The sequence below is a fragment of the Rhodococcus sp. WWJCD1 genome (assembly GCF_002258735.1).
Taxonomy (GTDB): domain Bacteria; phylum Actinomycetota; class Actinomycetes; order Mycobacteriales; family Mycobacteriaceae; genus Rhodococcoides.
Map to the genome: position 1 here is coordinate 147,534 of NZ_NOXY01000003.1, position 15,748 is coordinate 163,281.

Consider the following 15,748-nt stretch of genomic DNA (forward strand, 5'->3'; position numbering starts at 1 on the left):
ATCACGGCCGCCGGCTCGACCGACATTCACCCCTCGGCGGCATCCATCGCTGTGTCGAGTGTCCGCCCGACCACCACCAGCGACTCTGCTGAAGTCATGTTCGCGTGCGTGGTCTCGACATCGACATTCTCGATGGTGCCGCCCACGTACGGCGACCAGAGCAGCGCCGCGTCGCCTGCGGACGGGTGATCTCGGACTGCAGAGAAGAACAGCAGATCTCCCTCGAGTGCCACCGGCGAGTAGCCGTTGATCTTCGTCGCGCTCGCGAGAGCGTCCTCGTACAGCGTCGACACCTGTAGCTCGTCGAACGTGTCCAGTTCGGCCAGCACGAGATCGACGACCTGCCGGCGAGTTGCCTCGCTGCACAAGTCGGTGAGCTCCCCCGCCCCACCGATCCCGAGCGCGCGCAGATTGTCCGCGAACTCTTCGGCGAACACCGCCTCGTCGACGGTGGGGAGACTGTCGAGCATCGCTACGACGCCGACTTCGTGGCCGGCAGTTCGCAGTGCAACAGCTACCGCGTGAGCAAGGACGCCACCGAAGGACCACCCCAGGAGATGGATGGGTCCGGTCGGCTGCACGCGAACGATCTCCCGTGCGTACAACTCGGCCTGCTCCACCATGGTGCGCATCGAGTCCGATGCGTCGCGCAACTGCGGAAGCTGCACGCCGTAGATGGGGCGTCCCGGTGCAGTGGTCTCGGCCAACGCGGCATAGTTCCACGCCAGCCCGATCATCGGATGAATACAGAACAACGCCGGACGGTCGCCACCGGCTCGGATGGGAAGTATCGCCGCGAGCGGATCTGCGGCAGCACCGCCCGCTGCCGAACCCGCCGCCTCGTGAATCCGACGCGCGAGCAGCTCGACGGTGGGCTCGGTCAAGACCCACTGCACCTGCACCGCCGACCCGCACCGCGATCGGATCCGAGCCGCGAGCTTCGCAGCGAGCAACGAATTACCGCCCAGCTCGAAGAATCTGTCGTCGAGCCCGACGTCGTCGAGCCCGAGCACGTCGGCCACCGAGGCCGCCACATCAGCTTCGAGATCTGTGGTCGGCGCACGAAACTCGATCCGGCGCACCTGCGGGTCAGGTAGTGCGCGACGATCGAGCTTGCCGTTGACCGTCAACGGCAACGACTCGAGGACCATCAGGGCGTCGGGAACCATGTACGACGCCAGGCTCTGCGCGGCGTGCCCGCGCACATGATCGAGATCCACGGACCCGTCGTCGGGCACCACGTATCCGACGAGTCGGGATCCGAGGTGCTCGTCGTCGCGGACGATGGCGACAGCCTGCGCCACACCGGGTGCGGACCGAAGCGCTGCTTCGACCTCGCCGAGCTCGATCCTGAAGCCTCGCAACTGCACCTGCGAGTCCGCCCGACCGACATAGTCGAGGGTGCCCTGCGGCGTCCACTGCGCCAGATCGCCGGTGCGGTACATACGCGCGCCGACGCCCTGGAACGGATTCGCGACGAAGCGTCCTACCGTCAGTCCTGCACGTCCGAGGTACCCGCGCGCGAGCTGCACTCCGAAGACATAGACCTCGCCCACCACTCCGACCGGCACTGGACGCAGACCCTGATCGAGGACGTAGGTTCCGAGGCCGTCGATCGCGGTCCCGATCGGGTGTCGGACACTCTCGTCGACACCACGGACCTCGTGATGTGTCACGTGCACCGTGGTCTCGGTGATCCCATACATGTTGCTCAGCAGCGGCGCATCGACTCCGTGCGCGTCGAACCATCCGGTGAGCTTGCTCGGGTCAAGGGCCTCGCCGCCGAACACGATGTGCCGCAACGACGTCGGAGACGACGACGCGGCCCGCTCGGCATCGACGAACTGATAGAACGCCGATGGCGTCTGGCTGAGCATCGTCACGCCCTCGCGCGCCACGAGCTCGACGAACTCCCGAGGCGACCGGGACGTGGCATGATCCACCACCACCAAAGTGCCGCCGTGCAACAACGGTCCCCAGATCTCCCACACGGAGAAGTCGAACGCGAACGAGTGGAACATCGTCCACACGTCACTCGGTCCGAAGTCGAATGTCCGATCGGTGTTGCGGAACAGCCGTACGACGTTCTCGTTGGGTATCGCAACGCCTTTCGGCGTGCCGGTGGACCCGGAGGTGTAGATGACGTACGCGAGATCGGCGCCACTGCGCGCCGTATCGGGTCGGGTCACCGAAGCCTGCTCGGTCGCACCCGCACCCTCCCACGCGATGACCGGCACACCGAATTCGGCGTACGACGCCCCGCCGTCGCGGTCCGTCAGTACACACGTCGGACGTGCATCCTCGATCATGAAGCGCGCCCGGTCGAGCGGCAGCGACGTGTCGACGGGGAGGTAGCCGGCACCGGACTTCAGTACGGCCAGCAAGCCGACGATCAGCTCGATACCGCGGGGAAGCGCTATGGCAACCAAGGTTTCCCGTCCCGCACCGGCGTCGACGAGCATGCCGACCAGCTTCTCGGCTCGTACGTCGAGCTCGCGGTAGGTCACGCGTTCGTCACCGAAGACCACGGCGACAGCGTCGGGTGCGGCCAGTACCTGCTTCTCGAACAGGGAGATCAGCGACTCGTCCCCCGCCTCGGAATCGAGCTCGGCTGCAACGGTTTCCGTCACACCGTTCCAGGTCTGCAGCACCTCCGTCCGCTCAGCACCGTCGAGAATGTCGATGGAACCGGCCTTGTCGGCTCCGTTCGATCCGTCGGCGACGGAGTCCAGTACCCGAGCAAATCTCGTCGTCATCGATTCCGCGGCGTCGGCGTCGACCAGATCGGCTCGATACTTCAGAGTGAAGGTGATCTCGGCGTCGGCTACGACCACCAGGGTCAACGGGTAGTGAGTTGCGTCCTTGGTGTCGACACCGAGGACGCTCATCCCGTCGATCGAGCTCGCCGCGGACAAACCGGACTTGTCGATCGGGTACGACTCGAACACCACCAGGGTGTCGAACACTGCTCCCGAGCCGACCGCCTGCTGGATATCGGTCAGACCCACGTAGTGGTGATCGAGAAGTTCCGCCTGCTCCCTCTGCGTGCGGTGCACCAGATCCTCGATGCTCGAGTTCGCGTCCTGGGTGAATCGGACCGGAACGGTGTTGATGAACAGACCGACCATCGATTCGATGCCGTCGAGCTCCGCCGGACGACCGGACACCGTGGTTCCGAACACGACATCGTCGCGAGTCAGCAAGCGCGAGAGCAGAACTCCCCACACCACCTGAACCAGACTGTTCATCGTGACGCCCAGTTCCGACGCGCGGTCCGACAACCGAGCGGCGTCCGCACCGCTGAGGACGAATCTCTTCTCGGCTACAGCAGGAGAGCCGGAATCCGCGGAGCCGTGCTCCGAGATCAGCGTCGGGTCGTCCAGTCCTGCGAACGCCCGTCGCCACGCGTCCAGCGAGTCGCCGAGGTCACGCGTGGACAGCCACGCGAGGAAATTGCGGTAAGGACGGACCCTCGGCAGAACGGATGTCTCGCCGCGGGTCGCGTACAGGACCAGCAGATCCTTCATCAAGATGGGCATCGACCAGCCGTCGAGCAGAATGTGGTGGCTGGTCACGCCGAGCGTCCACCGATCGGCGGCCGTGCGGATCAACAGGAACCTGATCAGCGGCGGCGCGGTCATATCGAATCCGAGCGCTTGTTCAGCACTCAGCAACTCGTCCGCAGACGTCGAATCATGTTCGGCAACAGTGAGATCGATTGTTCGCCACGGCACGCGAACCGACTCGACGACGACCTGTACGGCATTGCCGGTCTCGTCGCGCAGGTATGCGGTGCGCAGGTTGGAATACCGTTCGAGAATCCGATCCGCCGCTAGGTGCAGCCGCTCCGCGTCGACGTCGCCGCCGAGGTGCAGCTGGATCTGCGTGGTGTACACGTCGGTCGTGGCCTCGGAGATCGACGCGTGGAACAGCAGTCCGTTCTGCAGCGGCGACAGCGACCAGATGTCGCGCACCGACGGCAGCTGTGCCTCTACTCGTTCGATGTCACGCTGAGTCAGCTGCACGAGCGGGAGATCCGACGGGGTCAGACCTCCGGCACCGTCGTGTCGGCCATGCTCGACGATGGACGTCAGCGCATCTCGCCAGTGCTCGGCCAAGGCGTGAACGTCGGACTCCGACAACAGGGTCGTCGGGAAGCCGAAGTCTGCGGTGAGGCGTCCACCGACCACAACGGCGTTGATGTCGATCGGAGCCATGGCGGGGGCGTCCGCGTCGGGCGTCCCGGTGAGGTCACCGAGGTCGCCGGCCGGAATCCACCCGACCTTCTCCATGCCCTCGGGTATGTCGGCCGCCGACACTCGGCCCAGGTAGTTGAAGCTGATCTGCGCGTGCGCTGCCGAGGGTGGTGCGAACGCCGGGTCGCCCATGTACCGCAGCAATCCGTAGCCCAGCCCCTTGTCCGGAATCGATCGCAACTGCTCCTTGACCGACTTCACGACGGCACCGGCAGCGATGCCACCGGAGAAGGCGTCGCGCACGTCGATGTTCTCGAGTTCGAGTCGGACGGGGTAGATGCCGGTGAACCAGCCGACCGTACGGGACAGATCGGCCCCTGGGGCCAGCGACTCCTCGCGACCGTGACCCTCGAGTCTGATCAGAACCGACGAGGACCCCGTGCCCCGCTCGTCACGCCAGCGGGCCACGGCGAGCGAGAGTGCGGCGAGGAGAACGTCGTCGACACCGGCGTTGAAGGCAGTGGGGACAGCCGTCGTCACGGCCTCGGTCGTGGCCTCGTCCACCTCGATGTGCACCTTGCGCACAGTCGATGCCAAGTCCACCGCGGGATCGAAGGGGCGCGTACCGACGGGCACCTCGATCCGGTCCAGAACCGAAGTCCAGTAGGGCAATTCGGCTCGGCGAACATCGGAACCCGCGTTGTCGACCAGTGCGTGCGCCCACCGCCGGAACGACGTGCCGACCGCATCGAGCGTCGGCACCGACCCGGCAGACACCTGCAGCCAGGCCGAAATCAGATCGGGAACGATGATGCGCCAGGACACGCCGTCGACGACGAGGTGGTGGGCAGCGACGATGAGCCTGCCCGTGTCGTCGGTTCCTTGTCCAGACGGTGATGTCGGATCGAGCCAGGCGAACTCGACGACTCGTCCGGCCGCCGGGTCCAGCCGACTCAGCGCACCCTCGAGTGCTGTCGCCGCGAGGTTCAGACGATCCTCGTCATCGAGGGCCGCATCGACGGCCGTGCGAGTGACGGCCGCTGCGACGTCGACACTGCCCTGCTCGCGCGTGCGCAACACCCACGCACCGTCGACGTCGCGTTGCAGCACCGCGCGCAACATGTCGTGGCGATCGATCACGGCGGTGAGGGTGGCGACTATCTGGCTCTCGGTGATGCCGGCAGGAAGCTCGAGAGCGAGGTTCTGGGTGAACCGATCGAAGCCACCGGCTCGCTCGACCATGAAGCCGACGGCCGGGGTCAGCGGAATCGTCCCCACTCCGCCGCCGGGAAGTTCCTCGAGTACCTCGGCGGCACCGGATTCCACGATTTCGGCCAGTGCGGCAACGGTTCTGAGCTCGAACACGTCCCGCGGTCCGAAGTTCAGGCCCCGGGCCCGAGCGCGCGAGACCAGCTGGATGGACACGATGCTGTCACCGCCGAGGGCGAAGAACGAGTCGTCCACGCCCACGGTGTCGACACCGAGTACCTCCGCGAACACCTCGCTCAGGGCGCGCTCGGTGTCGGTGGTCGGTTCGCGACCTGCAGTGGTCTCGAACACCGGTTCCGGCAACGCGTTTCGGTCGAGTTTGCCCACCGGGGTCAGCGGCACTTCGTCCACCACGACGACGGCCGAGGGCACCATGTGTGCAGGAAGAGATTCACCGACGTGCTCACGAACGTCCGCGGCGTCGATGTGAGCTCCCGGCTGTAAACGCACGTAGGACACGAGGGCGGTGCCGCCGGAGGCAAGCGTCCGTCCGAGGGTGGCCACGAAGTCGACGCCCGGGTAGGAGGAGACGACGGAGTCGATCTCACCGAGCTCGATGCGGAATCCGCGGATCTTGACCTGGAAGTCCGAGCGGCCCACGTACTCGATCACGCTGCTGCCGTTGCTCTTTCGCCAGCGTACGACGTCACCTGTTCGGTACATCCGGTCTCCGGCGTCGCCGAAAGGATTCGCGACGAAACGCTCGGCCGTCAGCCCGTGCCGCCGGAGATATCCCCGGGAGAGCTGCACACCGGCGAGGTAGAGCTCGCCGGTGACGCCGAGCGGTACCGGGCGCAGGCGTGAATCCAGGACGTACGACGCCATTCCCCGGATGGGCCCGCCGATGGACAACAGGTCGCCGGGGCTCAGAGCGTCGCTGATGTTGGTCATGATGGTGGTCTCGGTCGGGCCGTAGCCGTTGAAGAACCGAACGTGAGTGGACCAGCGCTGCACCAGCTCCGGCGAGCACTGCTCGCCGCCGGCGATCACGACCTCGAGACCGGTCACCGCGTCGGGATCGATCGAGGCCAGAACCGTCGGAGTCAGGAACGTGTGCGTTACCGACTCCCGCGTGATCAGCGCCTCCAGCTCGCCGCCGCCGTATGTGCGCGGTGGCGCGATCACCAGGGTGGACGCGGAGGCCACCGCGAGAAGCAGTTCGAGAACCGACGCGTCGAAACTGGGCGACGCGAAGTGCAGTGCGCGGGATTGCTCGGTCAGCCTGTATCGCTCTCTCTGCTCGGCCGCGAAGTTGGCCAGGCCGCGATGTGTGACCACCACGCCCTTGGGCTTTCCGGTGGAGCCGGAGGTGTAGATGACGTACGCGGCGTCGTCGGCCTGCGCACGGTCGATCGAATCTGGCTGCACCACTGGGGTATTCGACTTCGCGAGTCCATCGACGACGATCCAGTCCACCTCGGTCGGCAGTGAGTCGACGACATCCGATGTCGTGAGCCCGATCCGTACGCCGGAGTCGCTGAGCATGAAGCGAACTCGATCGTCCGGGTAGTCGGGATCGACGGGCACGAAGGCCGCGCCGGATGCAGTCACGGCCCACACCGCGGTCACCGACGAGATGCTGCGGCGGGTGGCGACAGCCACTGTGGTGCCCCGTCCGACACCGCGACCCCGCAGAATCTCCGCGATGGCGGCGGACGTCTCGTCGAGCTCGCGATAGGTCACCTGGTTGCTGCCCTGCGCCAGTGCAGTTCCGTCCGGGTTCGCCGCGACGGCATCTGCCATCAGATCCGCGAGGGTTCGCGGGGCGACGGTTCCCACCGGCCCGCGCAGCAGATCCTGCACCTCGCTGGGTGCCGACAACTTGATATCGCCCACCACCGTCTCGGGATCGGCCGCAACGGCGGCCAGCACCCGTACGAGCCGCGCCGAGATCTCGTCGACGGTGTCGGCATCGAACAAGTCTGTGGCGTAGGTGATCACGCCTGCCATGCCGTCGGCGGTGCCGTCGGGCCGGGCTTGTTCGGACAGCGTGAACTGCATGTCGAACTTTGCGCTCGTGTCCTCGATGTCGACACCGGCGATCGTCAGATCGGGCAGCGTCAGAGAACTCGTAGCCGGGTTCTGGAACGAGAGCGCAATCTGGAACAGGGGGTGCCGAGACTGCGAACGTTCGGGGTTCAGCTGTTCCACCAGACGCTCGAACGGCACATCGGCATGCGCGAAGGCCTCGAGGTCCGCGTGCCGCACGGTGTTCAGAACGGTCGCGAACCGGCTGCTCGGCTGCACGTCGGTCCGCAGCACGAGCGTGTTGACGAACATCCCGACGAGGTCGTCGAGGGCGGCGTCCCCACGGCCTGCGATCGGCGTACCGATCACGACGTCGTCGGTGGCCGCCAATCGTGCCAACAGCACGGCGAGCGCTGCGTGGACCACCATGAACAGCGTCGAACCACTCTCGCGTGCGACCCGGCCGAGGGAGGCGTGCAGCGAGGCGTCGATCTCGAAACGAGCCGCCGCTCCCCTGTTGCTGATCACCGGTGGACGAGGTCGGTCCGCGGGTAGATCCACTCGATCGGGAATTCCGGCCAGCGTCCGAGTCCAGAAGTCCAACTGCTTCGAGAGCACCGACTCCGGGTCGGTCTCCTCGCCCAGTACGCGACGCTGCCACAGGGTGTAGTCCGCATACTGCACAGCCAGATCCGACCAGCCCGGGGCGGATCCCGCCGTGCGAGCCGAATACGCCACCGCAAGATCCCGCGCGAGCGGCCCCATCGAGAATGCGTCACCGCTGATGTGGTGCACCACCACGGCCAGTACGTGCTCGCGCTCACCCAGCCGGTAGAGCCACGCTCTCAGCGGTACCTGGATCGTCACATCGAACGGCATGCTCATGGCGTCGGTCAGAACCGCGACGAGTTCGTCCGGCCGGACTGCAATGGGCGTGAGGTCGGGCACCTCGATGCCGTCGGTCACCACCGATTGCCGTGCCCGACCGTCGGTTTCGGGATACAGCGTCCGCAGCGACTCGTGTCGATGCACGATGTCGGATACCGCACCCTGTAGCGCAGCCACATCCAGATCACCGGTCAGCGAAATCGCCAACGGCAGATTGTCGGCGGCCGAGGTGGTGTCGAACTGGTTGAGGAACCACATCCGCTGCTGTGCGTACGACAGCGGGATCTCCGCCGGACGCTCGACCGGCTCGAGCTTCGGAACGGATCGCTCGGACGACAACGCCGAGACCGCCGCAGCGAAGGCGGCGACAGTGGATGCCTCGAACAGCGCTCGAACCGGAACGCGCCATCCGGCGGCAACCCCCACTCGTGCGACGAGGCGGGTTGCGATGAGAGAGTTCCCGCCCAGATCGAAGAAATCGTCGTCGAGTCCGACGCGCTCGACACCCAGAACATCGCCGAACGAAGCCGCGACGATCTCCTCCACCGGTGTCGACGGTGCCCGGTACTGCCGGGTATCGATCGACGGGGACGGTAGTGCGCGACGGTCCAACTTGCCGCTCGAGTTCAACGGCAGTGCGCCGAGGACAACGACGGCACTCGGAATCATGTACGCGGGCAACAAGTTCTTGGCGAACTCGGTCACAGATGCACGATCGGGTGCGGCACCGACCGTCGGCACCACGTAGGCCACGAGCTGATCACCGGTGGCCGTCGGCACCACCAGCACGACGGCCTGGCTGACATCGGAAGAGGTGAGCAACACAGATTCGATGTCACCGAGTTCGATGCGCTGGCCGCGGAACTTGACCTGGAAATCGCTGCGCCCGATGTAGTCGAGCACGCCGTCGGGTCGACGGCGAACCAGGTCGCCGGTTCGATACATCCGAGTGCCGGAACCGCTCACGTCGGCGACGAACCGGTCCGATGTCAGATCCGGACGGGCGACGTAGCCCCGAGCGAGTTGGTCGCCGACCAGATACAGCTCGCCCTGCACACCTGCCGGCACAGGGTGAAGGCGTCGGTCGAGTACCAGTGCGCCGACGTTCCATTCGGCGACACCGATGGGTATCGAACCACGCGAATCCGGCTCCGCGCGATGCTGAGTCACCGACACCGCGGCCTCGGTAGGCCCGTAGAGATTGTGGACGCGAGCAGTGCTGACGCGACCGAAATCGGTCACGGTCTCCGGCGGCAACGCCTCACCGATGACGAAGATGTCGCGCAGTGTGGCGCATTCGGCGGTGCGTGCGTGCGCAGCGAACACGGTGAGCATGGACGGCACGAAGTCCGTGAGTGTCACCCCGTGCCGGGCGATCGAGGCCGAGATGTACTCGGGATCGCGATGCCCGTCCGGCGTCGCGAGAACGATGCGGCCCCCGGTACGCAGCGGCAAGAAGAAGCCCCACACCGACACGTCGAAGGTGGTTGCGGTCTTCTGGAAATAGACGTCGGTGTCCGCCACTTCGTACTGTGCCGTCATCCACGCCAGCTGGTTCTCGACCGCGCGGTGGGACACCGCGACGCCCTTGGGGTTTCCGGTCGAGCCGGAGGTGAAGATGACATAGGCGGGACTGGCTGTGTGCAGGGGGCGCAACTCGTTAGCGCGCAGAGGAGAACCGTCGCGCGCCGGGTCGAGGGTGTCGATCGCGATGGACTCCGGCACCGTCTCGTGCCCGCTGGTCTCGTCGGGTTCGATGTCGGCGGCGCTGGTGAGCAGACACAACGGTGCCGCCGTGCCGAGGATGTGGGCTCGGCGTTCGCTCGGGAGATCAGGATCGATCGGCACGTAGGCGCCGCCCGCTCGAACTACGGCGTAGATCGCCACCAGCAGGTCGATCGAGCGCCTGATGGACACGGCGACGAGCACCTCGGGGCCGACACCGCGCGAGATCAGATGCCGCGCAAGCGCATTGACTCGGTGGTCGAACTCCGCGTAGGTCAGGGTGACGTCCTCGAACGTCACCGCCGGCGAATCGGGTGTTACGGATACCTGTCGCACGTAGGCGTCCAGGATCGATCGGTCCGGCACCGCGACTGCATCGACGGCAGCATGTTCGGTGGACAGTGCCCGCTCGGCGGCGTCGAGCAGATCCACATCGCCGACCGGAAGTGTCGGCGCATCGACGAGTCGAGCGAGCAGCAGGACGAAGCGGTGTGCGATTCCACGTACCGTCGCCTCGTCGAACAGATCCGCCGCATAGGTGAACGTGCCCGCGAGCGCGTGCTCCTCGGTACCTGCGGCGCGATCCTCCAGGACCAGTTGCAGGTCGAACTTCGCGACCACCTCACCGAAGTCCAGCGGGGAGACCGTCAGCTCCGGCAGCTCGAGTGTGCCTGTGGGCTGGTTCTGGAAGAACAGAGCCACCTGGAACAGCGGGTGGCGGTCGCCGGAGCGAACGGGGTCGAGCACCTCGACCAAACGCTCGAACGGAAGGTCGGCGTGCGCGAATGCCTGTAGATCGGCTTCGCGAACCTGGGAAAGCAGGTCCGAGAATGTGCGGGACGCGTCGACCGCGGTGCGCAGAACGAGGGTGTTGACGAACATTCCGATCACGTCGTCGAGCGCCTGCTCACCTCGACCGGCGATCGGCGATCCGACGACGACGTCTGGGGAATCGGACAAGCGGGCGAGGAGCACCGCGAAAGCGGCGTGTACCACCATGAACGGGGTGGCCCCGTGCTCGCGAGCCAGACGCCCGATCGCCGCCGTCGACGCCGCGTCGATGTCGAATCCGAGTACCCGACCGACTCCGGACGGATCGAGTGGACGGCTACGGTCGGTCGGCAGGTCGAGCTGATCCGGCAACCCCTCGAGGTTGTCCTTCCAGAACGAAATCTGCTGGTGTGCAACGGAGTCGGGATCGTCGTCGGATCCGAGCACCTCGTGCTGCCACAGCGTGTAATCGGCATACTGCACTGCCAGTGGTTCCCAGCCGGGTGCAGTCCCCGCGCTGCGAGCGGCGTAGGCGGTCATGATGTCTCGCACCATCGGTGCGACGGACGAGCCATCGGCGGTGATGTGGTGGGCCACCAGCACGAAGACGTAGTGATCGGTGCCCAGATGCAACAGGCGCAACCGCACCGGGACCTGCTGGGTCACATCGAAGCCCGCGAAAGCCAGCTCCTGAACCCGACGCGCGACCGCATCGGCCCCGATCGTTTCGATCTCGAGCGTGACTCCACTCTCGACCGCGTCCCGCACCATCTGGTACCCGATCCCGTCGACCTCGGGGTAGTACGTGCGCAGAGATTCGTGACGATCGACGACATCGTCGATCGCGGAGGACAGCGCCGGGACGTCGAGAATTCCTCGGAGTTCGATGGCGGCCGGGATGTTGTTCGCTCCCGACGCGGTATCGAAGCGGTTGAGGAACCACATCCGCCGCTGAGCCAGCGACAGTGGGATCCGCTCGGGCCGCTCCCTCGTCGCCAGCACCGGCTGCGGTCGGCTCGCGGCGTTGTCGCCATCGGACGAGGCATTCTCCACGCGGGCGGCGAGGGATTGCACCGTCGAGAACTCGAAGACGGTGCGTGCCGGCACTCGGGTTCCGGTCGCAGCTCCGAGACGTGCGGCCAGTTGCGTTGCGATCAGGGAGTTTCCGCCGAGTTCGAAGAAGTCGTCGTCGGCACCGACTCGGTCCATGCCGAGCAGCTCGCCGAAGATCTGCGCGACGGTGATTTCGGAGGGCGTCGACGGGGAACGGAACTCTGCCGCGGCGAAGACCGGAGCGGGCAACGCGGCCCGATCCAGCTTTCCGACCGGCGTCAACGGGATCGAGTCGAGTGCGATGATCATCGACGGAACCATGTGTCGCGGAAGATGTTGTGCCGCAACCGAAAGAAGTGCTCGCTCGTCGAACTCCGACGTCGCCTCGGGCAGTACGTACGAGACGAGGGCGGTGGACTTCGACGGTGTCTCGCGGCCGACCGTCACGGCGAATTCGACGCTCTCGTCGGCTGACAGAACGGCATCGATCTCACCGAGTTCGACGCGGAAGCCGCGAATTTTGACCTGAAAGTCGTTGCGGCCGATGTATTCGACCACTCGCTCGCCCTCGACCACCCGCCAGCGCACGACGTCTCCGGTGCGGTACATCCGCGCACCGTCCTCGCCGAACGGACAGGCGAGGAAGCGATCCGAGGTCAGTCCACGTCGCTGGTGATAGCCGCGGGCAAGTCCCGGCCCGGCCAGGTACAGCTCTCCTGCCACCCCGTCGGGAACCGGGTTCAGGGATGCGTCGAGCACATACGCGCTGACGCCGCGGATGGGCCCGCCGATCGTCACGCGCTCGTTCTCGGCGATCGGCCCGCCGATGTTGGTCATGATCGTCGTCTCGGTCGGCCCGTACCCGTTGAAGAAACGGCGGCCCGGTGCCCATCGGTTCGCCAGCTCGGGCGGGCAGGCCTCGCCGCCGACGACGACGGTGTGCAGGGTGTCCGTGTCGGCCGGATTCACCGACGCCAATGCTGCTGGGGTGATGAAGGCGTGAGTCACGTTCTGCGCGCGGATGAGCGCAGCCAGATCGTCGCCACCGAGAATCTTCGGAGAGGCGACGACCATGGTCGAACCCCGGCCGATGCTCATCAGGAGTTCGAGTACGGACGCGTCGAAGCTCGGTGATGCGAAGTGCAGCACTCGCGACTGCTCGGTGAGCGAGTAGCGATCGATCTGCTCCTCGCAGAAGTTGCTCAGTCCGGCGTGGGTGACGACGACGCCCTTCGGCAGACCGGTCGATCCGGAGGTGTAGATCATGTATGCCGGATGCGTCGGCTCCAGGGCTCGCACCCGATCCTCCGCCGTGACGGGCTCGCTGGACAGTTCATCGAGACGCCGAGTCATGTCACTGTCGTCGATGACCAGCCATTCGACCTCCGCCGGCAGATCGTCGCGCACCGCGCCGACGGACAACCCCAGCAGCACGCCGGAGTCGGACACCATGTGCCGCACCCGGTCGGCCGGGTAAGTCGGATCGATCGGCACGAATGCCGCGCCGGTCTTGGCCACCGCCCACAGCGCCATGACGGACAGGTCGGAGCGCGGAATCGACAGTGCGACGAAGTCCTCGGGACCGACGCCACGCGCGATCAGCACGCGGGCCAGAGCAGCCGATCGAGCATCGAGCTCGGCGTAGGTCCAGATTCGGCTGTCGAACACGAGGGCATCCGAGTCGGGTCCGAGTTCGACTGCCGAGGCCAGCAGCTGAGGCAGAAGTGGGGTACGCGGGCGTCGACGAGCAGGGCGGTCACGTCGTACCGGTCGTTCCCTACGTGCGCGGCCACGCCCGCTCGAGTTCTCGCCTTCCGGTGTTGTCGAAGTCTCCGACGTCTCGGCACTCATGATCGGTCGTAACTCCTCACATCGAACGGTCAACGCACCCGCACGATCGACGTGCAGGACTGAACGGCAGGAGTGCGTCTACCTCGGCCCGCCGATGCGACGCTTGTTGCGGGCGCGATCGCGGGGCATGCATCTCGGACTACAAGTATGTATCCATGATGATATCGGGGGCGCAGCCCGTATCGTTACGGGCAAAGCTGCATCGTATTCATGGTCGGATCGCCCTGCGTGGTTCGGTTCGAGGATGTCGATACCGCTGTCATTCCCGCGTGGACGTCGTGGGCAAAGCATAGAACGAAGGTGGATCGGACCTGGTGTTCGTTGCTTCGGGTCCTGCACCGGGTAGCGAGATGGCAACCTCCGGGACAGCGCGCGGCGCTGAAAGCAGCTGCGGGGCTTCTCGCCAGTGTGGGGCCGATTCCTCCAATTCGAGTGCGATGTCGATGACCGCGCTCTCCTGCCACGCGAGTCCACCGATCTGAATGCCGAAGGGCAAGCCCGTCTCTCGTGATCTTCCGACGGGCATGCTCACAACGGGCACGCCCGCGTAGTTCGCCCAGACGACATTCGCTACCGGGGCGTCGAAGACGCTGAATTCTGCCATCTCGTCGCGCACCACGCCATCGACGACCGCCCCCGGCAGAACGATGGCATCGAGTGCAGAGTCGGAGAACATTCGGTTGTAGGCCCGCTGGAAGCGAAGTCGGTCTCGCTCGATACCGAGGTAATCCGAGACGGGACTCGCGAGCGCAAGGATATCTGCACCGACGAGGAGCGCAGTGCCGGCTTCGTACAAGCCGATTCGGTCGGCGAATTGCTGATGATACGAACCGACTTCGACCTTGTCTCCGAGAAGTAGACTCTGCGGCACCGGGGGCAGTGCGACCTCTACTATCTCGGCTCCCAACCGCCGTGCCTGGTTCAGCGCCTCCTCGAAAAGGGCAGCCAACGCTGAGGGCAGCTCACCTACAGCGTTGACCGGCAGTCCGAGACGACGCCCGGACAGCGGTGCGCTACCCCCTACTGCTGAGATCGAGTAACCGTCTCGAGGCACGGCGGGCCCTGCCGAGGTGGTGGGATCCTCGACATCGACTCCCGCCATGTAGCTGAGCAAGAAGGCTGCATCCGACACGCTTCTGGCCATCGGACCCGTGTGGTCTCGTGTCCAGGCCAGGGGAATCACCCCCGCTGCGCTGCAACGTCCGAAAGTCGGTTTGATCGACGTGATCCCGCAGGCCGAGGCCGGTATTCGGAGTGAACCACCGGTATCGGTCCCGGTTGCGAGTGGCGTGAAGGACGCGGCCAGGGCGGCTGCGCTGCCACCCGATGAGCCGCCCGCGGATTTGGACAGATCCCACGGGTTGCCGACCTGAGGGGTGCTGACGCCGAAGGCGAACTCGTGAGTGTGCGTGTGACCCATCAGAACCATTCCGGCGTCTCGGAGCCTCTTCCACACACCGGAATCGCCGGCGGCGATGTTCCCTTGCAGCACGCGACTCGACGCGGTTACGGGCAATCCACTGACCGCGTACAAGTCTTTGAGACCGATCGGCAAACCGCACACCAGGGGGACGCTGCCGCCTTCACGTGCGCGACCTGCCGCAGACAGACGCGAAGCCGCGGCATCGGCGGCGGCGTATGCCACCTCGGGATAGATTCGAATCCACGCATTCACCGAGCCGTCCATCGCCCGGCTACGTGCAAGACATGCATCGAGTAGCTCGCGAGGATCGAGCTTGCCCGATTGCAGAAGACTCGCAGCCTGCACAGCACCGAGCATCGCAAGGTCGGTGGTGTCGATCGCGTCGGGAGCGGGCAACGCGCGCGCAGAAGCGCGAGTGTTACCACCGATCGCGAGTCCGATACCTCCCGCGGCAGCACCGCCGAAAAACCGTCTTCGGGTGAACCTCGTTGCCATACGCGCACACTACCGGCCGGCACCGCAGCGATCTGCCCGGCCGGAGGCGGGCAGGACCCGGATTGCTGTCCGAGTCGGTTTCCGACGTTCTGTTCAGAGTGAGTGCACG

General features: G+C 65.8%; 2 protein-coding genes. Both read right to left on the minus strand.

The genetic code is table 11. The features are described 5' to 3' along the window. Window positions 1–26: 26 nt before the first annotated feature. Complete coding sequence (locus CH286_RS01085; RefSeq protein ID WP_094608082.1) at window positions 27–13,721, minus strand: non-ribosomal peptide synthetase; 13,695 nt, start codon at window positions 13,719–13,721, stop codon at window positions 27–29. A gap of 259 nt (window positions 13,722–13,980) precedes the next feature. Continuing rightward, complete coding sequence (locus CH286_RS01090; RefSeq protein WP_037147803.1) at window positions 13,981–15,639, minus strand: amidase; 1,659 nt, start codon at window positions 15,637–15,639, stop codon at window positions 13,981–13,983. Window positions 15,640–15,748 lie beyond the last annotated feature (109 nt).

Excerpts from the sequence above, each read along its gene's own strand:
- CH286_RS01085 (WP_094608082.1), bottom strand. The coding sequence starts at position 13,721 with ATGAGTGCCGAGACGTCGGAGACTTCGACAACACCGGAAGGCGAGAAC.
- CH286_RS01090 (WP_037147803.1), bottom strand. The coding sequence starts at position 15,639 with ATGGCAACGAGGTTCACCCGAAGACGGTTTTTCGGCGGTGCTGCCGCG.